At 39.7% G+C, this 22949-nt stretch carries 27 protein-coding genes and 1 tRNA gene; 3 read left to right on the top strand and 25 right to left on the bottom strand.

Annotation, left to right across the window (positions count from 1 at the left end):
• Nucleotides 1–2: 2 nt before the first annotated feature.
• The 9 genes from FEE42_RS04075 to rpmH form a co-directional block, all read right to left on the bottom strand.
• Nucleotides 3–353, bottom strand: a complete 351-nt coding sequence (locus FEE42_RS04075) for a DUF1425 domain-containing protein (RefSeq protein WP_077581846.1) — start codon at nt 351–353, stop codon at nt 3–5.
• Entirely contained in the window at nt 353–703 is a 351-nt protein-coding gene (hinT, locus tag FEE42_RS04080) for a purine nucleoside phosphoramidase (protein WP_077581847.1), read from the bottom strand. Before hinT ends, FEE42_RS04075 begins: the two co-directional genes overlap by 1 nt.
• Nucleotides 704–845: 142 nt before the next feature.
• Complete coding sequence (gene ppiD / locus FEE42_RS04085; protein ID WP_164027771.1) at nt 846–2708, bottom strand: peptidylprolyl isomerase; 1863 nt, start codon at nt 2706–2708, stop codon at nt 846–848.
• A 62-nt stretch (nt 2709–2770) separates the two neighbouring features.
• Complete coding sequence (locus FEE42_RS04090; RefSeq protein WP_164027772.1) at nt 2771–3337, bottom strand: manganese efflux pump MntP; 567 nt, start codon at nt 3335–3337, stop codon at nt 2771–2773.
• A 12-nt stretch (nt 3338–3349) separates the two neighbouring features.
• On the bottom strand, nt 3350–4708 hold the full coding sequence (gene mnmE, locus FEE42_RS04095; protein ID WP_164027773.1) for a tRNA uridine-5-carboxymethylaminomethyl(34) synthesis GTPase MnmE: 1359 nt from the start codon (nt 4706–4708) through the stop codon (nt 3350–3352).
• Between the two features lie 139 nt (nt 4709–4847).
• Nucleotides 4848–6467: a membrane protein insertase YidC gene (gene yidC / locus FEE42_RS04100; protein ID WP_164027774.1), complete on the bottom strand. Its 1620-nt coding sequence runs from the start codon at nt 6465–6467 to the stop codon at nt 4848–4850.
• Nucleotides 6467–6727, bottom strand: a complete 261-nt coding sequence (gene yidD / locus FEE42_RS04105; protein WP_059365621.1) for a membrane protein insertion efficiency factor YidD — start codon at nt 6725–6727, stop codon at nt 6467–6469. The genes yidC and yidD overlap by 1 nt, the downstream gene beginning before the upstream one ends.
• Nucleotides 6691–7050 carry a ribonuclease P protein component gene (rnpA, locus tag FEE42_RS04110; RefSeq protein WP_164027775.1) on the bottom strand — a complete coding sequence of 120 codons (360 nt, stop codon included), beginning with the start codon at nt 7048–7050 and terminating at the stop codon, nt 6691–6693. The genes yidD and rnpA overlap by 37 nt, the downstream gene beginning before the upstream one ends.
• Before the next feature lie 11 nt (nt 7051–7061).
• Nucleotides 7062–7196 carry a 50S ribosomal protein L34 gene (gene rpmH / locus FEE42_RS04115; RefSeq protein ID WP_005539760.1) on the bottom strand — a complete coding sequence of 45 codons (135 nt, stop codon included), beginning with the start codon at nt 7194–7196 and terminating at the stop codon, nt 7062–7064.
• Between the two features lie 326 nt (nt 7197–7522).
• Between rpmH and dnaA the strand changes: the two genes are divergently transcribed.
• Genes dnaA through recF form a run of 3 tightly spaced genes read left to right on the top strand, consistent with a single transcriptional unit; the run spans nt 7523 to nt 11099 of the window.
• Nucleotides 7523–8887 (top strand): chromosomal replication initiator protein DnaA, encoded by a 1365-nt coding sequence (dnaA, locus tag FEE42_RS04120; protein ID WP_164027776.1) that lies wholly within the window; start codon nt 7523–7525, stop codon nt 8885–8887.
• A 9-nt stretch (nt 8888–8896) separates the two neighbouring features.
• Nucleotides 8897–9997, top strand: coding sequence for a DNA polymerase III subunit beta (gene dnaN, locus FEE42_RS04125; RefSeq protein ID WP_059365624.1), 1101 nt, complete (start codon nt 8897–8899; stop codon nt 9995–9997).
• Between the two features lies 1 nt (nt 9998).
• Nucleotides 9999–11099 carry a DNA replication/repair protein RecF gene (recF, locus tag FEE42_RS04130; protein WP_059365625.1) on the top strand — a complete coding sequence of 367 codons (1101 nt, stop codon included), beginning with the start codon at nt 9999–10001 and terminating at the stop codon, nt 11097–11099.
• 102 nt (nt 11100–11201) lie between these two features.
• On the opposite strand, the gene iscX is transcribed toward recF, so the two are convergent.
• From iscX to tolQ, 16 genes are all read right to left on the bottom strand, one after another.
• Complete coding sequence (gene iscX, locus FEE42_RS04135; RefSeq protein WP_059365626.1) at nt 11202–11396, bottom strand: Fe-S cluster assembly protein IscX; 195 nt, start codon at nt 11394–11396, stop codon at nt 11202–11204.
• The gene (gene fdx / locus FEE42_RS04140; protein ID WP_059365627.1) at nt 11396–11737 is read right to left on the bottom strand and encodes an ISC system 2Fe-2S type ferredoxin; all 342 of its coding nucleotides are present in this window, start codon (nt 11735–11737) and stop codon (nt 11396–11398) included. Before fdx ends, iscX begins: the two co-directional genes overlap by 1 nt.
• 79 nt (nt 11738–11816) lie before the next feature.
• Entirely contained in the window at nt 11817–13676 is a 1860-nt protein-coding gene (gene hscA, locus FEE42_RS04145) for a Fe-S protein assembly chaperone HscA (RefSeq protein ID WP_164027777.1), read from the bottom strand.
• Between the two features lie 26 nt (nt 13677–13702).
• Entirely contained in the window at nt 13703–14389 is a 687-nt protein-coding gene (locus FEE42_RS04150; RefSeq protein ID WP_164027778.1) for a DUF2625 domain-containing protein, read from the bottom strand.
• Nucleotides 14390–14433: 44 nt separating this feature from the next.
• Nucleotides 14434–14955: a Fe-S protein assembly co-chaperone HscB gene (gene hscB / locus FEE42_RS04155; RefSeq protein WP_135969332.1), complete on the bottom strand. Its 522-nt coding sequence runs from the start codon at nt 14953–14955 to the stop codon at nt 14434–14436.
• Between the two features lie 23 nt (nt 14956–14978).
• The gene (iscA, locus tag FEE42_RS04160) at nt 14979–15302 is read right to left on the bottom strand and encodes an iron-sulfur cluster assembly protein IscA (protein ID WP_059368798.1); all 324 of its coding nucleotides are present in this window, start codon (nt 15300–15302) and stop codon (nt 14979–14981) included.
• 51 nt (nt 15303–15353) lie between these two features.
• The gene (iscU, locus tag FEE42_RS04165; RefSeq protein WP_059365631.1) at nt 15354–15737 is read right to left on the bottom strand and encodes a Fe-S cluster assembly scaffold IscU; all 384 of its coding nucleotides are present in this window, start codon (nt 15735–15737) and stop codon (nt 15354–15356) included.
• Nucleotides 15738–15808: 71 nt separating this feature from the next.
• Nucleotides 15809–17023, bottom strand: coding sequence for an IscS subfamily cysteine desulfurase (locus tag FEE42_RS04170; protein ID WP_059365632.1), 1215 nt, complete (start codon nt 17021–17023; stop codon nt 15809–15811).
• Nucleotides 17024–17082: 59 nt separating this feature from the next.
• The gene (gene iscR, locus FEE42_RS04175) at nt 17083–17538 is read right to left on the bottom strand and encodes a Fe-S cluster assembly transcriptional regulator IscR (RefSeq protein ID WP_059365633.1); all 456 of its coding nucleotides are present in this window, start codon (nt 17536–17538) and stop codon (nt 17083–17085) included.
• Between the two features lie 50 nt (nt 17539–17588).
• Entirely contained in the window at nt 17589–18323 is a 735-nt protein-coding gene (trmJ, locus tag FEE42_RS04180; RefSeq protein WP_059365634.1) for a tRNA (cytosine(32)/uridine(32)-2'-O)-methyltransferase TrmJ, read from the bottom strand.
• Nucleotides 18324–18516: 193 nt separating this feature from the next.
• A tRNA-Lys gene (locus FEE42_RS04185) sits at nt 18517–18592 on the bottom strand.
• Between the two features lie 170 nt (nt 18593–18762).
• Complete coding sequence (gene pal / locus FEE42_RS04190; RefSeq protein ID WP_059365635.1) at nt 18763–19230, bottom strand: peptidoglycan-associated lipoprotein Pal; 468 nt, start codon at nt 19228–19230, stop codon at nt 18763–18765.
• Between the two features lie 21 nt (nt 19231–19251).
• Nucleotides 19252–20535, bottom strand: coding sequence for a Tol-Pal system beta propeller repeat protein TolB (gene tolB, locus FEE42_RS04195; protein WP_164027779.1), 1284 nt, complete (start codon nt 20533–20535; stop codon nt 19252–19254).
• Nucleotides 20536–20579: 44 nt separating this feature from the next.
• Entirely contained in the window at nt 20580–21746 is a 1167-nt protein-coding gene (gene tolA / locus FEE42_RS04200) for a cell envelope integrity protein TolA (RefSeq protein ID WP_164027780.1), read from the bottom strand.
• 15 nt (nt 21747–21761) lie between these two features.
• Nucleotides 21762–22181 (bottom strand): colicin uptake protein TolR, encoded by a 420-nt coding sequence (tolR, locus tag FEE42_RS04205; RefSeq protein WP_164027781.1) that lies wholly within the window; start codon nt 22179–22181, stop codon nt 21762–21764.
• 66 nt (nt 22182–22247) lie between these two features.
• On the bottom strand, nt 22248–22940 hold the full coding sequence (tolQ, locus tag FEE42_RS04210; protein WP_164027782.1) for a protein TolQ: 693 nt from the start codon (nt 22938–22940) through the stop codon (nt 22248–22250).
• Nucleotides 22941–22949 lie beyond the last annotated feature (9 nt).

The following is a 22949-nucleotide window of genomic DNA, read 5'->3' on the forward strand; positions in this document are numbered from 1 at the left end:
ATTTACTGTAAATAAAGACGATAGTTAGTACTTTCCAACGTTGGTTTTATCAGCTCAACAGACTGACGTGTTTGAGGTTGTAAACGCAAATTGCCGACAACGCTTTCACGCTGATCCGCCCAAACTTGGGTTACACCCTGTGCGTTATACCAAAAAAGATGATAATTCACATTAACCGGTTGGCTAGTTTTATTTTTTACCCACGCAGAATCCGCCGACACGTTTGCCTCAACAACTGAAGCAAGTTCCGCCGTTATATTCAAAATAGGAGTATTCGTGTGAACCAAATTCGGCCCTGAAACGGAACACGCCGAAAGCACCAAGCCCGCAAAAATAATCAATAATTTTTTCATTATTTACCCAACATTTTGCCAAGCGGTTCGCCCCCTAGCAGGTGCATATGAATATGAAACACTTCCTGACCGCCATGTTTGTTGCAATTGACAATTAAGCGGTAACCGTCTTCCGCAATCCCCTCCTGTTTCGCTAATTTTGCTGCGACTGTGAACAGGCGTCCAAGCGATGCTTCATCTTGTTCGGTTACCTCATTGGCTGTTGGAATCAATTTATTTGGGATAATTAAAATATGGGTTTTAGCTTGTGGCGCAATATCGCGAAAGGCAGTCACCAATTCGTCTTGATAAACAATATCGGCGGGGATTTCTTTACGAATAATTTTGCTGAAAATGGTTTCTTCTACCATAGGATTTTCCTTCTATCAATGAAAAAAGTGCGGTTGAAAACTACCGCACTTTTTATCAGAAATCAGTTCTGATTGCAATTTACCGTTATTCTTTCAAGAAAAAAGCCTATGTTCTCATAGGCTTTTACTCAAAACTTATTAATTAGTTTTCATCTTCTTGTTTGATAAAGGCTTCATTAATTTCAATTTGTGCTTTATCACGTAATGCTTGTAACAGTTGTGCACGTAATTCAAGTTGCTGTGTCTGACGTAATTGTTCGCCAAATTGAGCCAATTCTTGCTCATTCAGCTCGCCTTGTTCCACTTTGTTAAGTGCCACAATAATCACGTCGCCTTTCGCATTACGCACTACTTTATACACGGTTGTCCCATTTGTCGGTTTTTCCATGGGGAAAATACCATTGGTTAAAATCGGATCTTGATTTTCAGTAAAAGCGAAAGTTTGCTCCGCACCGAAAGAAATACCCGCCGGCAATTTATTTGGAGCCGTCGGCAGATCATTGACTATCTGTGTTGCCGATGTGATCAATGTTTTTTCCGCTTTGTCACGTTTTAAAAAGTTTTCAATATCCGATTTTGCTTCATCTAATGTTTTTACGCCTTCTGCTTTATGCTCTAACACGCGTACCAAAACGATATTTTGTCCCCCTACGTTTAATGGTTCGGAATTTGCCCCGCCATTTGAAATATCGGAATCAAACATCGCCGAAATCACATTAGGTGAATTTAACGCGGTCGGTACATTTTCACGAGAAAAATAACCGCTTTCCTGTACTTTTACACCGGCTGCGTTTGCCGCACTCTCTAAAGATTTACTGTCTTCAAAGGCTTTTTCACGTACATTTTTTTCAATCGTGTAGAAACGGTTTTCCAATAAGCTTTTACGTACTAAATCTGTGATTTGCGCTTTTACTTCATTTAATGATTTTTCTTTACGCTCTTCCACTAGGATAAGGTGAAAATTACCGTCAACATTAACAGGCTCACTGAATTTTCCAACCTCAAGCCTTGTTGTCGCTTCTTCAAAAGCTTTTGGTAATTCATTAGCATTTACCCAACCCAATTCACCGCCATTCTCACCTGAAATTTTGTCTAACGAACGTGTTTTGGCTAATTCGGCAAAAGTTGCACCATTTTGTAATTCTTGATAAGCCGTTTGCGCATCTTGCTCATTTGCAAATTGTATATGCGCTACTCGCTGTGTCATAAACTGTGCTTTATTATCTTGATAATATTGTGCAATTTCGACATCGCTTACTTGAATATCCTTCGCCACATCTGCTCCTGAAACTTGAATATATTGCACTTTTACTTGTTCAGGTTGCACAAACGTTTTTTGGTTGGCTTCATAGTAGGTTTTCACTTCATCTTCAGTGATACTTTGTTTTGCCATTTCATCGGCAAGGGATAACGTCGCTAAACGGGCAAGACGTTTTTGAAAGAAAAGTTGAGCACTGTCTTTTACCTGAACCGGCACCACAAATTCACTATCCGCAATACCGTTTTGCATTTGCTCAAGGGTCAGTGCGCCACGCAAAATATTCGCATAAGCATCAGAGCTTAAACCGTTTTGTGCAAGAATTTGTTGGTATAATCCATTGTCAAATTTTCCATTCGATTGAAAATTCGGATCAAGCACAATGGCACGTTTAATCATTTCATCGCTCACACCCAATTTTAATTCTTTAGCGTATTGGCGAAGTAATTCTTGATCAACCAAACGATTAATGATGTTTTGACGCAAAGCATTGACAAATTCAGGCGAGTCGGACTGAGTTAAAAATGTTTCTCCCTCTTGTGCCGCACGTGCTTCAAATTCTTGGTTATAACGATTCATAAAATCTTGTTGGGAAATGGTTTCACCATTAACCTTTGCAGCATAAGAATCGTAGCCGCTAAACAAATAGCCAGACATTCCCCCGACTAAGAATGAAATGGTAATCAACCCGAGAATAAATTTAGCAATTTTGGTATTTGCCATACCATTCATTTTTTCAATAAACATATTTACCCTTGTTAAAAGACAAAACTTTTCGAATTATAATCGAAAGCGAGGAAATTCGCACCTTAAAATACTAAAACATCATGCTCAAATAAAATTTCAATCCCGATAATAATGATGACTAAACCACCAAAAATTTCAGCTTTATTTTTAAATTTTCGTCCTAAAAAATGACCGCTCTTTATTCCGATAAAAGAAACTACAAAAGTAGTAACACCAATAGTCCATACTGCCTCAATAATATCCACATACAAAAAAGCAAATGAAATACCGACCGCCAGCGCATCAACACTCGTCGCCAAACCTAAAGTAAGTAGTCGTTTAATATTGATTAAATCTGAAATCTGCTCTTGTTCTTCTTCGGTGAACCCCTCACGGATCATATTTGCCCCAATTAATAGTAAGAGAATAAACGCAATCCAGTGATCCCATTCCTGAATAACTTTGCTAAATTGCGCCCCTAACACATAACCGATAAGTGGCATTATTGCTTGGAAACAACCAAAGCAAAGGGCTATCATCACTGCCTGTTTCCATCTAAAAGAGCGCATAGAAAGTCCTTTAGAAATCGAAACGGCAAAGGCATCCATCGATAGTCCCAGTGCAATAATCCACAGTATATCAAATGCCATGGTTATCTGTCTTTATTTGCCAATACAAAATGAGCTGAAAATATTACTGAGTAAATCATCCGAGGTAAATTGTCCGGTAATTTCACTTAATTGCGCTTGCACCAGACGTAATTCTTCCGCCAGCAATTCTCCCGCATAAAACTCCGTTAATTGTACTAAACCGATTTGCAAATGCTCCGCCGCTTTTTCCAGTGCGTCCAAATGACGACGACGTGCTAAGAACCCGCCTTCAATACCGGTTTGGAAACCCATTGTTTGTTTTAAATGGTCACGAAGTATCTGCACACCGTTATGGGTTTGAGCCGATAAACGAATAATTTGATAACCATTTTCTTCTGTCAATCCGACTTGTTCATCGGTTAAATCAATTTTATTACGCACAATTGTCACCGGAATAGTAGTCGGTAATTTCGCTAAAAATTCTAACCGCACTTTTTCAAGATTTTGGCTCTCTGCATCACTACTGTCGAGCATTAAAATAACCCGATCCGCTTGTTCTATTTCTGTCCAAGCACGAGAAATACCGATTCGCTCTACTTCATCAGTAGCCTCACGAAGCCCCGCCGTATCAATAATATGAAGCGGCATACCATCAATGTGAATATGCTCACGTAAAACATCACGTGTGGTTCCTGCAATATCGGTTACAATCGCGGCTTCACGACCGGCAAGAGCATTCAATAGACTGGATTTCCCCGCATTCGGACGACCTGCAATCACGACCTTCATCCCCTCACGCAAAATCGCACCTTGCTTTGCTTCACAGCGTACATCATCCAGTTGGGTAATAATTCCACGTAAATTCGCTTCAATTTTGCCATCGGCTAAGAAATCAATTTCTTCATCAGGGAAATCGATCGCCGCTTCCACATAGGTTCTCAAATAAATAACCGAATCGACCAAAGCATTGACTTTATGTGAAAATTCACCTTGTAAAGACTTCAACGCCGAACGGGCTGCCTGTTCGGAAGTGGCATCAATTAAATCGGCGATAGCCTCCGCTTGCGCCAAATCTAATTTATCATTTAAAAAAGCTTGTTCGGAAAACTCGCCCGGACGTGCTAAACGAATACCATCAATTTGCAAGATACGTTTCAGTAATAAATCAAGTACAACCTGTCCACCATGACCTTGCAATTCCAATACATCTTCACCGGTAAAAGAATTCGGTGCTTTAAAATAAAGGGCAATGCCCTGATCCAGCACGCTTCCATCAGTATCCTTAAAAGGCAAATAATCCGCCATACGCGGTTTCGGACATTTCCCTAATACGCGATCTGCGACTTCACCCGCTAAAGGACCGGAAACTCTTAAAATACCAATACCACCCCGCCCCGGTGCCGTGGCTTGTGCAACGATTGTTTCTTTCATAAAAAACTCTTTTAAAAATGACCGCACTTGTATGCGCTAAAAAATACAATAGGGCGTATGCTATACACCCTCAGAAATATCATCAATACCCCGTGATAAAAAAAGGCACCTTTCGATGCCTTTTCCACATAATTAAGAATTATTTTTTGCGAGAATGTAACCCTTTCTTCTCTAACCCACGGTAAATCAACTGCTGCTGTACAATAGTGATGAGGTTAGACACTAACCAGTATAATACCAAGCCTGCCGGGAACCAGAGGAAGAAGAACATAAAGATTAACGGCATAAAATTCATCACTTTTTGCTGCATTGGGTCAGCTACCGGAGTCGGAGACATTTTTTGCAGCAAATACATAGAGATCCCCATTAAAATCGGCAAAATATAATACGGATCTTGCGCAGATAAATCTTGAATCCAGCCAAAGAATGGCGCGTGACGAAGTTCAACCGCTTCCATAAACGTCCAATATAAGGCGATGAAAATCGGCATTTGAAGAAGAATTGGTAAGCAACCACCCAAAGGATTGACTTTTTCCTCTTTGTAAAGTTTCATCATTTCTTGGCTCATGCGCTGACGATCATCACCGAAACGCTCACGCATTTCTTGCATTTTTGGTTGTAACATACGCATTTTTGCCATTGAGGTATATTGTGCTTTTGTTAGCGGATATAAAATCGCTTTAACCACAATCGTTACACAAATAATGGCTAATCCCCAGTTAGAAACAATGCCTTGAATGAAAGTAAGCAACCAGAATAACGGTTTCGCAATAAACCATGCCCAACCGTAATCAACCGTTAAGTCTAAATTATTTGCCACTTTTGCCATATCATTTTGAAGTTTCGGCCCTGTCCATAATGAACTGGAAATCGTTTCTTGCGCTCCTGCAGGAATTGTCACGATTGGCCCGCGATAACCGATTGAAGCCACATTATTTTTTGTGTCAGTGATGGTATAAAGCTGATTATTCACATCCTGATTAGGAATCCATGCAGAAACAAAATAATGTTGTAATACGGCGACCCAACCTGCTTTGGTATTAATCGAAAGGTTGGCATCTTTCATATCGGAGAAACTGTATTTTTTGTAATTGGTCTCAGATGAAGAATATGCACCGCCGGTATAAGTCGGCATCGCGACATTTCCCGAACTTTCAACTAAAGAATGTTTTAATTGTCCGTAAGGTTCCACTTCAATTGTTTCACCGCTTTGATTATTAATCTTGTAATCAACATCAAGGGCATAACTGCCACGTTTTAAAACAAAGATTTTTTGATAAGTAATACCGTCTTTTTCAAAGGTCAATGGCACTGAAAGTGAATCTTGCCCTTCAGACAGTTTAAAATTATCGCCTTCAATTTGATATTGTGCACGACCCGATTTAGTATCAATGCCATTTTTTCCAATCAAACCGCTTTGCGCAACATAAATATGTTTGGAAGAATCTTGTAAAAGCACAAAAGGGGTTTGAGAGTTTAATTCCGCATCATATTTTAATAATTCGGAACTCACTATATCACCGCCTAATGTATCCACTTTTAAACGGAAAACATCATTTTCTAAAGTGATAAGACGACCTTTAGCCGATGAATCTACTGAAATTTGGTTTGATGAAGCAGAACTTGCCAGCACATCAGATGCCATTGAAGTTATTTGTTCAGGTACCGGAGGCGGATTTTTATCCATTTGCCACTGCTGATAAACAAGGAAAGAAATAAAAATTAGTGCTAAGACTAATAGGCTACGTCTTGAGTCCATTACTTTTTCTCATGGTTATTATTAATTTTTGGCGGAACAGGATCGAATCCGCCCGTGTTCAAGGGGTGACATTTTAATACACGTTTCAACGTAAGCCAACCACCTTTTAGTGCTCCATGTGTTTTTAATGCTTCAATACCATAGCATGAACAAGTAGGAACAAATCGACAACGCGGCCCGATTAACGGACTAATCGCCACTTGATAAAGCCGAATTAAAACAATCAGAATTTTTGAGCCAAACGAATGTGCCGTTGCCATAATTTTTCCAACATCAGATGAAATGTTTTGTTATCAAGCTTACCAATTCCGCTTTTTGCCACCACAACAAAATCACACGCTGGTAATTGATATTGAGATAAACGAAAACTTTCACGCACTAAGCGTTTAATGCGGTTACGATCATGCGCACGTGCCAAACACTTTTTAGGCACAGCTAACCCTAGGCGGGGATGATCAAGATTGTTTTTACGAGCAAGAATAGTGATTTCAGGGGTGCTAGCCCGGAACGGTTGTTCGAAGACATTTTTGAATTGAATGGGAGTCAACAAACGTAACTCCCTAGAAAAGTTAAACCTAACCACTCAAAACGCGATTATGCAGATAAACTTTTACGACCTTTAGCGCGACGACGAGCTAAAACTTGGCGACCGTTTTTGGTTGCCATGCGAGCACGAAAACCGTGGGTACGGCTACGTTTTAATACAGAAGGTTGAAATGTACGTTTCATTGTAACTTACCTAAATCTCAATGTTTACTGTTTTGAATCCAAAACAAATAAGGGTTATAAAAAATAGGACGCAATTCTAATCATAAATCAGACGTTCGTCAAACTAAGAAAGGGAATTTTTGCAAAACAATCTGCTAGCCCTTCCCAAATCTTCGCAATCATACGTAATTCAAATAAAATATCAAGTCACCTTTTTCGTTTTTTCCTTTTTCGGGAGAAGATTTTTTCTTGAGATTATTGTAGAATCTCTAAAAATTTTTTTGATTGTACTTACCGTATCGCCAATTCATTGTAAGTAGAAAACGTAGCATTAAGGATAGTCTATCGTGAGTCTCTCTAACCTTTGGCAAGATTGCCTTTCTCAATTACAAGATCAAGTTTCCGCTACCGATTTAAGCACTTGGCTTCGTCCACTACAAGCTGATACTGTCTCTCAAGATAAAATGGTACTTTATGCTTCAAATATGTTTGTAAAAGGCTGGGTTGAAACACATTACCTCAAGCTAATTCACCAAATTTGCCAAGCGCTTTCACAAAATCCAAACCTACAAATTATCCTTAAAGAAGGGGTAAAACCTACGCCTAAAGCCGTTATTAAGCCGGTAGTGCAACCAACAGAAAGTGCGGTCAATTCCGGCGCTAAATCCGAAGTAGAAAAACCACTAAAATTTGATTCGCATCTTAACACCAAGCATGTATTTGAAAATTTTGTCGAAGGTAAATCAAACCAATTAGCACGCGCAGTCGGACAAAAGTTGGCACAAGCGCCCGGTGAAGCAACCGCCAATCCATTCTTTTTGTATGGTGGAACGGGGTTAGGAAAAACTCACTTATTGCACGCTATTGGCAATGGTATATTGACGAATAAACCCAATGCACGGGTACTTTATATTCACGCCAACAATTTTATGCAGCATATGGTGAAAGCCATGCGTGATAACAATATGGATCAATTCAAAAAGTTTTATCGTTCTTTGGATGCACTATTAGTCGATGATATTCAATTTTTTGCTGAAAAAGAGAAAACCCAAGAAGAATTTTTTCATATTTTCAATAATTTATTTGAAACCGGTCGCCAAATTATTTTAACGTCCGATCGCTATCCAAAAGAAATTGAAAAAATTGAAGAACGTTTAAAATCCCGTTTTGGCTGGGGATTAACAACTGCGATTGAGCCTCCCGATCTAGAAACCCGTGTAGCAATCTTGTTAAAAAAGGCAGAGGAACATCAAATTCATTTACCTGAAGAAGTCGCGTTTTTTATTGCTCAACGCTTACGCACCAATGTACGAGAGCTTGAGGGAGCATTAAATCGCGTAAAAGCCATGCAAGATTTCAAAGGCGGAGAAATTGATATTGATTTTGTGCGTGAAACCCTAAAAGATATTCTTGCATTGCAAGAACGTTTAGTCACAATTGATAACATTCAAAAAACCGTGGCGGAGTACTATCGAATTAAAGTATCCGATTTAAAATCAAAAAGTCGCCAACGTTCTGTTACACGTCCACGTCAAATTGCGATGGCATTGGCAAAAGAATTAACAAATCGTAGTTTACCGGAAATCGGTCGGGCCTTTGATCGGGATCACACTACTGTGCTGAACGCTTGCCGTGAAGTGCCAAAATTTCGTGAAAAAGATAACAGCATTCAAGAAGATTGGGCGAATTTAATTCGTACCTTATCAGCATAAGGAGCCACTATGCAATTCAGTATTTCTAGAGAAAACCTTTTAAAACCGTTACAACAAGTTTGTGGCGTATTGAGTAGTCGCCCAAATATTCCCGTATTAAATAATGTTTTGCTACAGATTAAAGACAATCGTTTAACCATTACCGGTACTGATTTAGAAGTTGAGCTTTCAACTCAAACTCAGCTTTCCTCTTCTTCCGCTAACGGTAACTTCACGATTCCGGCAAAAAAATTCTTAGATATTTGCCGTACTTTATCCGATGAATTTGAAATTACCGTCACATTTGAAGAAGATCGCGCCATCGTACAATCAGGAAGAAGTAAATTTAACCTTGCTACGCTCCCGGCAGAAGAATATCCCAATCTCACAGACTGGCAATCAGAAGTGGATTTTGCTTTACCACAAAATACCTTACGCCGTTTAATCGAAGCAACACAATTTTCTATGGCAAACCAAGATGCCCGCTATTTCTTAAACGGGATGAAATTTGAAACGGAAGGTAATTTACTCCGCACCGTTGCAACCGATGGTCATCGCCTTGCAGTTTGTACTATTGCCCTAGAACAAGAACTACAAAATCACTCAGTAATTTTGCCACGAAAAGGGGTATTAGAACTCAATCGACTGTTGGAAAACACAGAGGAAACAGCTCGTTTACAAATAGGTACGAATAACCTGCGTATCCATTTAAATCATATTATCTTTACATCAAAATTGATTGATGGGCGTTTCCCTGATTACCGTCGCGTGCTACCACGCAATGCGGATAAAATTGTAGAAGGTAGCTGGGAAGCCTTAAAACAGGCTTTTGTTCGTGCCTCAATTCTTTCTAATGAACGTGTACGTAGCGTACGTTTGAATTTAACCGAAAATCAACTCAAAATTACCGCCTCCAATCCGGAACACGAAGTCGCGGAGGAAATTGTGGATGTCGTGTATTCCGGAGAAGAATTGGAGGTTGGTTTCAATGTCACCTATATTTTGGACGTATTAAATACCCTAAAATGTCAACAAGTCCGTATCCGCTTAACGGATGCTTCATCCAGCTGTCTTATTGAAAATTGTGAAGACAACAGTAGTGAATATGTGATTATGCCGATGCGTCTGTAAGATGGCTATTTCTCGCTTACTCATTGAAAAATTTAGAAATTTAAATGCCGTGGATCTGGAATTTGATCACGGCTTTAACTTTTTGGTCGGTAATAACGGCAGTGGAAAAACCAGTCTTTTAGAAGCAATATTCTATCTTGGTCACGGGCGATCCTTTAAAAGTGCGGTCACAAATCGTATTATTTTTTACGACGAACCACATTTCACTCTTTTCGGACAAATTAAAGAAAGCCAGCATCAATGGTCGGTAGGACTACAAAAATTTCGACAAGGTAATACCCTTGTTAAAATCAATGGTGAAGATGGAAACAAAATTTCAGACTTGGCTCATTTACTCCCAATGCAACTCATTACACCGGAAGGATTAACTTTGCTAAATGGCGGTCCAAGTTATCGTCGGGCATTTTTAGATTGGGGATTATTTCATCATCACCTTCACTTTCATTCCGCTTGGAGCAATCTGAACCGCCTACTAAAACAGCGTAATGCGGCACTCACCCAACAGCAATCTTATACAGCAATAAAAGCCTGGGATATTGAGCTTGCAAAACTTGCTCATCAAGTAAGCGATTGGCGTGCAGAATATGCCGAAGCACTACGGCCGGAAATTGAACAAACCTGCCAACTTTTTTTACCGGAATTAGATATTAATGTGAGTTTTCATCAGGGGTGGGACAAAAATACCGAATATAGCGATTTGCTGCGACAAAATTTTGAACGGGATAAATTGTTAGGCTATACTTTTTCAGGTCCACAAAAAGCAGATTTTCGTTTTAAAGCAAACGGATTACCGGTTGAAGACGTGCTTTCACGCGGTCAATTAAAACTACTTATGTGTGCCTTACGTCTTGCTCAGGGTGAACATTTGATGAAAGAAAAACAACGTCCTTGTATTTTCTTAATTGATGATTTTGCTTCAGAACTGGATCAATTCAAACGTGAACTACTTGCCGAACGGTTACAACAAAGCGGTTCACAGGTATTTGTAACGGCAATTACACAGAGACAGCTAAAAGAAATGGAAGCCGAAAAAGGAAGATTATTTGAAGTAGAAAACGGTGTGATATCTCCACTTGAAAAAACAAATCAATTGATGATTTAGGAAAAACTCAATAAGTGATACTTGAATTACTAGCCAGATCAAAAAATTAAGCAAAAAAGACCTTAACCTTGATTAAAAAACCCGCAAAAGTGCGGGTGTTTTTTACTCAAATTCGTCTAACCATTTCAACAAAATCGCTTCAAGAATCGCCTCGTTAGATTTTTGCGGATCATCATCAAAATCCTCTAGCTCGCAAATCCATTGATGTAAGTCTGTAAAACGTACTGTTTTGGGATCAAGCTCCGGGTTGCGATCATACAATTCTTCTGCAATGAGTTGTGAATCTGTCCATTTCATTAGTGAGCAGCCTCATTTGCATGATTAAGATTATATTTTGGAATTTCCACTACTAAATCTTTATCCCCCACGATACATTGACAAGAAAGGCGACTATCCATTTCCAAGCCCCATGCTTTATCTAACATATCTTCTTCTTGATCGCTGGTTTCATTTAAAGAATCAAACCCTTCACGAATAATTACATGGCAGGTTGTGCAAGCACAAGAACCATCACAAGCGTGATGAATCTCTACCCCTGCATTATGTGCCACTTCTAATAAGTTATCACCGGCAGCCGCATCCACGACCATTCCTTCCGGACAAAATTCTTCATTAGGTAAAAAAATCACTTTTGGCATAATACTTTCCTCAACTCACAATGATTAAAAAAACAACTTCCTTTAAACTTTAAAAACTCGGCTAAATCTTACCGCACTTTTATAGCGTTTCCATCTCCGATACATTCTTACCGGTTAAGGCTCGATTAATACTGGCATTCATTCGTCTTGCGGCAAATTCTTGCGTTGCGGCATCTAAGGCTTTAATACCCTGTGCGATGGCATTACGATCAACACCTTGTTTGACCTCCACTAATTGCTTCAACACCGCTTCAATATGATGAAATTCTTCAGTACTCAGCAATTCCGAGCCGTCTGCCTGTAATGCAACGATCACACTCTCAATCACACGATCTGCTTCTACGCGTTGCTCCGCTAGTTCACGTGCCTGCAAATCCTCTTGTGCATGGTCAAAAGAAGATTTAATCATTGCCGTCACTTCTTCATCAGTTAAACCATAAGAAGGTTTAATTTGAATAGATGCCTGCACTTTGGTGGATTTTTCCATCGCAGTTACACTTAACAACCCATCGGCATCCACTTGATACGTCACACGAATATGTGCTGCACCTGCCGCTATTGGCGGAATACCACGTAAAGTAAAACGCCCGAGTGAACGACAATCCGCCACTAATTCACGTTCACCTTGTACCACATGCACTGTCATTGCCGTTTGCCCATCTTTAAAAGTGGTAAATTCTTGTGCACGGGCGACAGGAATGGTTGTGTTACGTGGAATAATTTTTTCTACCAATCCGCCCATAGTTTCAATACCAAGCGAAAGCGGTACCACATCAAGCAATAACATATTAGTATCAGTTTTATTACCGACTAAAATATCCGCCTGAATCGCCGCCCCTAGTGCAACCACTTTATCCGGGTCAATGGACGTTAATGGTGTTTTGCCAAAAAATTCGCCCACTTGCTCACGAACATAAGGCACTCGTGTTGAACCACCAACCATCACCACATTTTGAATCTCATCTTCCGCCACATTGGCATCTTTTAATGCACGCCGACAAGCGAGCAAAGAACGTTTTACCAGCGGGTGAATTACTTCGTTAAATTGTTCACGCGTTATTGTAATGGAAAAATCTTGCCAAGAAATGACCGCACTTTCAGCCTTGCTCAAGGCAATTTTAGCTTGACCGACAAGGGTTAATAGCTCACGTTGTTGATTAACATTCTGTGGTTGGAATTGTGTTTGTGTTATCACCCAATCGACAAGGCAATGATCAAAGTCATCACCGCCCAATGCCGTATCACCACCGGTTGCAAGCACCTCAAACACGCCTTTAGACAAACGTAAAACAGAAATATCAAAAGTACCGCCACCTAAATCATAAACGGCAATAATGCCTTCTTGCCCACTATCCAAACCATACGCCACCGCTGCAGCAGTGGGTTCGTTCAGTAAACGCAATACATTCAGACCCGCCAACCGTGCCGCATCTTTTGTACTTTGGCGTTGAGCATCGTCAAAATGGGCGGGAACAGTAATCACCACTCCTGAAAGCGCGTTATCAAGACGCTGTTCTGCGATACGGTTTAAATGCGCCAAAATATCCGCAGAAACTTCTACCGGACTTTTTTTTCCTTGATTTGTAATGATTAATGGCAAGCCATTTTCACTGGCTACAAAATCATAAGGCATATCCGGATAACGTGTCTGTACATCTTTCAGGCTGCGTCCAATCAAGCGTTTCGCAGAAATTATAGTATTTTTAGGATCGCTTGATGCTTGAGCAAAGGCTTCCACTCCCACTTGTTTTTCATTTTTACCATAATGAACCACTGAAGGAACCAAACTACGCTCTTGTTCATCATTTAAAATCACGGCTTGACCGCTTCTAACCGTCGCAATCAAAGAGTTGGTTGTACCTAAATCAATCCCTACCGCTAAACGATGTTGATGGGGTGCTTGTGTTTGCCCGGGTTCTGCAATTTGTAATAATGCCATAATATTTCTTTCTATTTTTTTATTCGTTATGCAACAGAGTATGCCATGTCAAATTTTTCTTTTTCAGCAAAACAAGCATTGTAGTGGGTTTCAATATTCACTTCACGTTTTTGGCGTAAGCTGATTGCTGTCGTTTTGTCTTCACTTAGATCCGGTGTAAATACAAACACTTGATTACCATCAAGCCGTTTCACATCTTCTTGCCAATTTTGCCAAAATAAATCTTGGTAGAATGCCTCTACATTGCCATTTAACGCCCAAGCTAAAAATTCGGTATAAGTAAAATTCAGATTATGCCAAGTTAAATCTTTTGGTGAAAAATAATAAATTTTGCCGAGCGCATCACCCAAAGATCCACCGTTTAAAGCAAAATAACCGCCAATGACATCATCTGCCACTAATAAATATTTAGGTTTTTCACCTGATTTTTGGAATGATTTGCTGAAATTCCAATCCATTAAACCGCGTGGTAATGTAAAGCTACCGGATCCCAAAATTCGTAACCAACCGTAATGAATGAGAATACCGCCTGTTTCATAAATTACTGCCCCTATTGGGGAGGAAATCGGCATTTGCATCGTAAACAGTTCTCGCTCAGCACTGGTTTGATCTTTTTTGATAACCTGGCAATCATTGCGTGCCTGAGCGATCCATTGGGAAAGGATTGGCCAAGCGGAATTTTCCTGAGAAGTCAATTGTTCAATGGTTTGCATAATTTATGGATATATCGCTAAGTTCGAGCAATTTTCATTGTACTTTAAAACGTAAATAGATGTTCTTCTACACGTTCAATTTCTTCGGTTAGTTTACGCGTAAAACGTAATTTATCACATAACTGTGAGGCTTTTTCCCATTGTTGGGAGCGCAATGTATCGGAAAGAGCGGTCAATAATTGCAACGTTTCTTGCTTAATTTCCTTTGCAAAATTATCTAACGCCGTTTCATCTTTTTGATTTTCTAAGTTTTCCAATCGTTCACGCCACTGTAACTGTTGCATTAAAAACGCCACATCTTGCACACTTTTCTGTTCAAGATCTTTTTGTTCTCCGGTATTCATTAAGATAATTGCTTCAGCTCGTAAAATAGGATCTTTTAACGTTTTTAAGGCATCATTCACTTCTGTTGATTTTTGCATTGCAATGCGTTGCTCAACCGCAGTTGAAGAGACAAAATTATCTGGATGCAAGGTTTTTTGCATCTCTAAATAACGTGTATTTAAACTTTGCATATCAAGCTGAAAATCAACCGGTAAATTAAAAATTTCAAAGGGATTTAACATTATTCTTACTTTAACCTAAAGTGTTAAACGTGAAAACTTTCACCACAACCACAGGATTCTTTCACATTTGGATTATTATATTTAAAGCCTTCATTTAACCCTTCTTTTACATAATCCAACTCAATGCCATTGAGATATACCAAACTTTTCGGATCTACAATCAATTTCACGCCATTTTGTTCAAAAACCTGATCTTCATCATTTAGTACATCGACAAATTCCAGCACGTATGCCAAACCTGAACAACCGGATGTTTTCACGCCTAAGCGTAAACCAATCCCCTTACCTCGATTATCCAAAAAAGCCTTAACACGTTGTGCCGCTTTTTCTGTTAATGTTATGCTCATGATTTTCCCCAAAATCAGTAAAAGTGCGGTCAAAATCAACCGCACTTTCCATTATTTGCCTTGTTTTGCTTTATAATCGGCAATCGCCGCTTTAATAGCGTCTTCTGCTAAAATCGAACAGTGAACCTTCACCGGAGGAAGCTCTAACTCTTCAGCAATTTGGCTATTTTTAATCGCACCGGCTTCCTCTAGAGATTTGCCTTTCACCCATTCCGTAATAAGTGAACTTGAGGCAATAGCAGAACCACAGCCGTAGGTTTTAAATTTTGCATCTTCAATAATGTTGTTATCATTTACTTTGATTTGCAACTGCATCACGTCACCACAGGCCGGTGCACCTACCATACCAGTACCGACCGAGCTGTCTTTCTTATCCATAGAACCTACATTACGCGGGTTTTCATAATGATCGATTACTTTTTCACTATAAGCCATTTTAACTTTCCTTTTTTAAATTGAGATAAATGCCGTTTTGATCCGAAACATCACGAACGGCAAGTGAAGTCCTAGTGAGCTGACCACTCAATCGTGTTGAGGTCAATTCCTTCTTTAAACATATCCCATAATGGGGATAATGCGCGTAATTTTTCAACCGCACCTTTTACTAAATTAATGGTGTAATCAATTTCTTCTTCGGTAGTATAACGCCCTAGTGTGAAACGAATCGAACTATGAGCCAATTCATCATTCAAACCCAATGCACGTAATACATAAGACGGTTCAAGACTTGCAGAAGTACAAGCAGAACCTGATGATACCGCGATATCACGCAATGCCATCATTAAAGATTCTCCTTCTACATAGTTAAAGCTAATGTTTAAATTATTATCTAAACGATGTTCCATTGAGCCATTTACATAGGTTTCTTCGATATCTTTTAAACCGTTATATAAGCGATCACGAAGTGCTTTTAAACGCGGCATTTCAGTTGCCATTTGCTCTTTTGCAATTTGATAGGCTTCGCCCATCCCCACAATTTGATGAACTGGTAACGTACCGGAACGCATACCTCGCTCATGGCCACCACCATGGATAATCGCTTCTAAACGCACTCGCGGTTTACGACGAACATACAACGCCCCAATACCTTTAGGTCCATACAATTTATGGCTGGACATAGACATCAAATCCACCGGTAATTCGGCAAGATTAATTGCTATCTTACCGACACTTTGGGTCGCATCTACATGAAAAATGGTTTTATTTGCACGACAAAGTTCCCCAATCGCTTTGATATCCTGCAACACACCAATTTCATTATTTGCATGCATAATGGAAACTAAAATCGTATCCGGACGAAGTACGGCCTTGAATTTTTCTAAATCAATTATCCCATCGGATTCCGGCGATAAATATGTTACTTCAAAACCTTCACGCTCTAACTGGCGGCAAGTATCCAATACCGCTTTATGTTCTGTTTTACAGGTAATAATATGCTTACCTTTGGTTTGGTAGAAATGAGCCGCCCCTTTAATTGCTAAGTTATCAGATTCCGTTGCACCGGATGTAAATACGATTTCGCGAGAATCCGCACCGATTAAATCGGCAATTTGGTTACGAGCAATATCCACGGCTTCTTCCGCTTGCCAACCAAATTTATGTGAGCGCGAAGCCGGATTTCCGAAGGTGCCATCAATGGTTAAAAATTCCATCATTTTTTTTGCAACACGCTCATCTACCGGACAGGTTGCTGCATAATCTAAATAAATAGGTAAATTCATTTTCACTCCTAAAAACATTCCAAATTTGACCGCACTTTAAAACGTGCGACTACTTTCCTTTATGGATTCATTAATATTAAATTTTCAAAATCATGATGCGATTGGCGCTTTTGTTCACGCTTACTAACAAGTTCCGCTAAAGTAATTTCATTCAAAAAACTTTCAATACGATTACTTAAGTCTTCCCAAAGAGCATGAGTTAAACATTCTTTCCCGTTTTGGCAATTTCCTCTACCTAGACATTTTGTCACGTGGATATTTTCATTTACTGCAGAAATAATCATGCCTACAGAAATGCTATCGCTTGGTAATCCAAGCTGATACCCCCCACCAGGTCCACGGACGCTTTTCACTAATCCGTCACGACGCAATTTAGCAAAAAGTTGTTCTAGATAAGATAATGAAATATTTTGACGTTCAGAAATATCAGCAAGACTCACCGGACCAGATTCTGCATTTAGTGCGATATCTAGCACTGCGGTCACCGCATAGCGTCCTTTTGAGGTAAGTTTCATAAAGTTTCCTTAAAAAATTGCGCCAATGTTTACATATCTGACCAAAATAATCAACTATCTATCTTGGGCAAATTTAACCGTTTTTCAACCGCACTTAGCATACCTTGCAGAATATTTAGCTCATTTTTTTCTATATTTGCACGATTGTATAAACGTCTTAATTTCTGCATCACCCCTTGATTTTGAATAAATCCAAGAGATTGATACAGCTGTTCGGTATGATTAAAAAAATACTCCATATCTTGAAGCGTCACCGATTGGCTTTCTGTCGAATTTTTTGAGACAAGCGACGAGAAATCCTGCTCCTTGGCTAAATACGCCATACGCAATTCATAACTAACCAACTGAACAGCCATTGCTAAATTCAATGAAGAATAATCAGGATTAGCCGGAATCGTTAAGTGATAATGGCATTTCAATAATTCATCATTGTACAATCCCACACGCTCTCGCCCAAAAACAATGGCGACTTTACCCTGATGCTTTGCCACTTTTTCTGCACATGCCCTTGGTTCGATTAATGTGTTTTGTAAATGACGTAAGCGTGCACTTGTTCCAATTACTAAAGAGCAATCAGCCACCGCTTCGTCAAAACTTGACACTATCTTTGCATTATTAACGATATCATCCGCACCTGCGGCAAGTGCAATAGATTGCTCATCAATAGATTTAGGCGAAACAAGATACAACTGAGACAGCCCCATTGTTTTCATCGCTCTTGCTGCAGATCCAATATTCCCGCTATGTGAGGTTTCGATGAGAACAATTCGAACACGATCAAACATTACGCTTCATTATCTGATTAAAAACTCGGGGCATTCTATCATAATAACCTTGAATTTAGGTCAAGAATTTCCTTATTTTAAAAATAAGGATTACTTATCAATAAAACGAAAAGTCAGACTTAGTTAGAAAGAGATTAGATACCTAAGTACAAGCACTAATTAGTAATGACTAGAGGAGAAGTATAAAATTAGATGGTGGGTCGTGAAGGATTCGAACCTTCGACCAACGGATTAAAAGTCCGCTGCTCTACCGACTGAGCTAACGACCCACATCATTTGTGACAGACGCGTATAATACTGATTTTATTTTTCTACGCAAGAAAATTTTTCTATTTTTTATTTAATTGATGGAATAGTCACCAATTTTCTAAATATAGGGATAAAAACTAAAAGGTAGAGATCTAAATCTCTACCCTTAGAAAATCAAACTTATCTAAAATTAGTATGCTAATACAGCACGACGGTTTTTAGAATATGCCGCTTCGTCATGACCTAATACTGCAGGTTTTTCTTCACCATAAGAAACTGTTGAAACTTTGCTACCTTCCACACCTTTACCGGCTAGGAAAGATTTAACAGCGTCCGCACGACGTTGACCTAAAGCAATATTGTACTCAGGTGTACCACGCTCATCAGTATTACCTTCAACAATCACTTTTGATGCCGGAGTTGCATTTAAGTATGCAGCATGCGCATCTAAGATTTGAACGTACTCACCTTCGATATTATATTTGTCAAAACCAAAATATACTGTGTTGTAACGTTGTTGAAGATCTTCAACAGAATAACCACCGAAAGTTTGACCGTTTGTTGCACCGTTGCCAGCTGCATCGTTGCTAGAAGAACTACATGCTGCTAATGCTGCTACAGAACCTGCAACTAATAATGATTTAATAAATTTGTTCATTAGATTCTCCTAATCACATTTTTATTTAGTTAAATATGGAGACCAAGCTGGGAATTTTACTTGGCCATTACTTCCTGGAAGACTCGCCTTAAAGCGACCATCAGCAGAAACCAATTGTAGCACCTTTCCTAATCCTTGGGTAGAACTATAGATAATCATAATACCATTAGGAGAAATACTCGGGCTTTCACCTAGGAAAGATGTACTTAAAACTTCAGAAGCACCGGTTGCAAGATCTTGCTTAACCACATTGTTATTACCATTGATCATAACAAGCGTTTTACCATCAGCACTAATTTGAGCACTACCGCGACCACCTACTAAGGTTACTCCACTACCACTTGCGCTCATACGATAAACTTGAGGTGAACCGCCTCTATCTGAAGTAAACAAAATTGAGCTGCCATCTGGTGACCATGATGGCTCTGTATTATTACCAGATCCACGTGTTAATTGTGTTGGCGTTCTACCATTTGAACTCATCACATAAATATTTAGGGTTCCGTCTTGTGACGAAGCAAAAGCTAAACGAGAACCATCCGGTGAAAATGCCGGAGCACCATTATGACCTGAAAATGAAGCGACAACTTTGCGAGCACCGGAACCTAGATCCTGAACAACTAACTGTGATTTTCTATTTTCAAATGATACATACGCCAAACGTTTACCATCCGGAGACCATGCCGGAGACATAATTGGTTGGGAGCTACGATTTACTACAAACTGATTATAACCATCATAATCCGCTACACGTACTTCATAAGGTTGTGAACCACCATTTTTTTGTACCACATAGGCAATACGTGTTCTGAAAGCACCGCGAATAGCTGTCAATTTCTCAAATACTTCGTCACTTACAGTATGCGCACCATAACGTAACCATTTGTTCGTTACAGTATAGCTGTTTTGAGCAAGCACCCCCCCCGCATTACCGGATGCGCCAACCGTATCAACAAGCTGATAAGAAATGTTATAACCGCTACCTGTTGCTGTTACTTGTCCTACCACAACGGCATCAATACCTAAAGCACTCCAAGCCTCCGGATTAACTTCAGACGCGGAAGTCGGCTTTTGCGGCATTTGAGCCACAGGGATTGGATTAAATTTACCACTATTACGTAAATCGTCCGCAACAATTTTACCAATATCTTCCGCTGCGGATCCTGCAAATGGCACAACTGCAATTGGACGAGCCCCATCAACACCTTCATCAATCACAATACGAACTTCATCTTCTGCAACAGCATTGCCTACAACAGCAAGAACGATTGTAAACACGCCTACAAGCTTTTTAATTAATTTCATTTTGTTACCCTTGAGTAAACTGATTAACACTTTCCAAAAATTAATTATTTAATATCAAAATCAATAATTGGTGCTTTATACTTATTGTACACTGCATCAGACGGCGCAGCAGGAACTTTTTTTGTTCTTGCAACAGCACTCAACGCAGCTGTACAAATATCTTCCAGGCCTGATACTTTTTGATAACCCAAAATCGTACCATCTCTGCCTAACTGAATTTTGATACGGCAAACTTTGCCGGCAAAACTAGGATCTTTCAAGAATCGACGCTGAATTTCTCTCTTAATTACACCGGCATATTGATCACCAACCTTGCCTCCGTCACCAGCGCCTAATCCGGCTCCACTACCTTGAGTTCCCCCTTTATTGGCACTGCCTCCTTTAGAAGCACTACCGCCACCAATATTACCGCCATTCATAAAATCATCTAAAGCAGCTTGATCTGCCTTACGTTTCGCAGCAGCCTCAGCGGCAGCTTTCTCTTTAGCTTCTGCTGCGGCCTTCGCTTTTGCTTCGGCATCAGCTTTAGCCTTTGCCTCAGCTTTTATTTTTGCCTCGGCGGCAGCTCTAGCTTTAGCTTCTAATTCAGCTTTTTGTTTTTCTTCTGCTTGTTTTTTAGCTTTTTCTTCTGCCTGTTTTTTTGCTCTTTCCGCAGCAGCTTCTGCTGCTGCTTTTTCTTTCGCCTCTTCCGCCTGTTTTGCCGCTGCTGCTAAACGTTTTGCCTCAGCCTCTGCTTTTAGTTTAGCGGCTTCAGCCATCTGTTTTACCTTCGCTTCTTCAGCCTGTTTTTTTAAGGTTTCCTGACGAGCTATTTCTAGCTGTTTCTGTTTTTCCGCAGCCTCTTGTTTCTGACGTTCAATTTCCCTTTGACGCTGAATTTCCTGTTGGCGTTTTAGTTCTTCCTGTTTCGCAATTTCTTGTTGACGAACATCCTCTTGTTCTATTGTCGGTTTCTCTTCAACAACAGGTTCAGGCTTTTTCTGCTTATCGGCTTGACCTTTTTTCTGCTGTTGGATTCGTCCCCATTCCTGCGCAGCACTTCCGGTATCAACCATAACAGCACCTAACGCATCGCCATCACCTTCTCCACCGCCCATAATCTCAACGGTTTGATAGAAAGAACTCCAAATTAACAATCCGAACATGACAAGGTGCATTAGGATCGAAATAACAAACGCATTCGCCCCCTTTTTCTGTCGATTATTCTGCACGTGCTACCTACTTTATTAAATTGGGTTTGTCATTAAACCAACCGATTTAATACCTGCCAGATGAAGTAAATTCAACGCTTTAACGACTTCTTCATAAGGCACTTCTTTTGCACCTCCAACGAGGAACATCGTATTATTGTCTTTATCAAATTCCTGCTTTGATAACTGAGTTACCATTTCTTCCGTTAAACCTTCTTGACGAGCACCCGCAATAGAAAGTGTATATTGACCAACACCGGAGACCTCTAGGATAACAGGGGTTTTATCTTCATTCGATACATTTTGACTTTGCACTGAATCGGGAAGTTCAACTTGAACACTTTGGCTAATGATCGGCGCAGTTGCCATAAAAATCAACACCAATACAAGTAAAACATCTAAAAACGGGACAATATTAATTTCAGATTTAATTTCTTTACGTGAGCGACGAGCCATATTTTCCTCTAAAACTTCGCTAAAAATGACCGCACTTTAAAGTGCGGTTGATTTTCCTGTTATTTTTTAATGGGAATGTGGTGCTTTACCAAAGGCTTGGCGGTGTAAAATTGTAGTAAATTCATCAATAAAGTTACCATAATTTTGCTCAATTGCATTTACACGCAAACTTAAACGGTTATAAGCCATTACAGCAGGAATCGCTGCAAATAAACCAATCGCCGTAGCAATCAATGCTTCTGCAATACCCGGAGCAACCATTTGTAATGTAGCTTGTTTCGCACCACTTAACGCCATAAATGCATGCATAATCCCCCAAACCGTGCCGAATAAGCCGATATAAGGACTGACGGAAGCAACGGTCGCTAAAAACGGAACCCGACTTTCAAGACCTTCAATTTCACGATTCATAGCCAAATTCATCGCTCGAGTCGTTCCTTTAATAATCGCTTCCGGCGCATCAGCATTGACTTGTTTTAAACGTGAAAATTCTTTAAATCCTACAAAGAAAATTTGTTCACTGCCGCTTAATACGTCTCGGCGGTTTGATAGTCCCTCGTATAATTTATTAAGATCTTCACCGGACCAAAAACGATCTTCAAATGTGTTTGCCTCTTTCAACGCGCTAGCTAATACACGGCTACGTTGAATAATAATTGCCCACGAAATAATTGAGAATAAAATCAAAATTACAATTACAAGTTGAACAACAACACTTGCTTTTAGAAAAAGATCTAAAAAGTTCAATTCTGCAGTCATTACCTACTC

Source organism: Rodentibacter caecimuris (assembly GCF_010587025.1).
Taxonomy (GTDB): domain Bacteria; phylum Pseudomonadota; class Gammaproteobacteria; order Enterobacterales; family Pasteurellaceae; genus Rodentibacter; species Rodentibacter caecimuris.